General features: G+C 49.9%; 1 protein-coding gene. It reads left to right on the forward strand.

What is annotated here, in order from left to right; genetic code table 11:
- Positions 1-583, forward strand: a 583-nt coding sequence (locus tag WH277_RS00685) for a hypothetical protein (RefSeq protein ID WP_339503784.1), incomplete at both ends; no start/stop codon positions are given.

The following is a 583-nucleotide window of genomic DNA, read 5'->3' on the forward strand; positions in this document are numbered from 1 at the left end:
CTCCCTAGCTGACCAAAAAGCAGAGCTTGATGCTATCGAAAACCCCACGATTGAGCAGCAGGCTCAAGCCATAGCCATAGACCGCGCACCGACGATACACAGAGGCCGCTCAGGGAACCCAGAGAGACAAGAGCGTTTCGATATGCTGTATCAGGTGAAGCTGACAAAAGAAGAAGAGGCGATGTATTTCGGAGCTGCTGAACATCAAAAACCAAAACCCTCGCCTGATAAGGCGGCACCCACCGCCGGAACCGCGCCAGAAAGCGCTAAAACGGGCGGAGGGGCACATATCTTAAAAGCAACACTCAACGAGATAAGCGAAACAAATACACAGCTATTTAATATGGTCGTTGATGATAGCTATCAAAGCACACCAGAATCGAAAGCCAGGCTCGAAGCAGTTAAAGAGCAAATAGGTTTGAATGATGACACAAAGAAGCATGATGATAAAAATGACCAAACGCCAGCTGCAGGCCGCAGCAAAAAAGCGCCTGCCGCTAAGCCTGCTAGCACTACAGCCAGCACGATAGGCGACGATTTCCGCGACATCAAAGGCATGTCGAAGAGTCAGATCGAAGAGCTT

It is taken from the genome of Erwinia sp. MYb416 (assembly GCF_037479575.1).
In the GTDB taxonomy this organism is placed as follows: Bacteria; Pseudomonadota; Gammaproteobacteria; order Enterobacterales; family Enterobacteriaceae; genus Erwinia; species Erwinia rhapontici.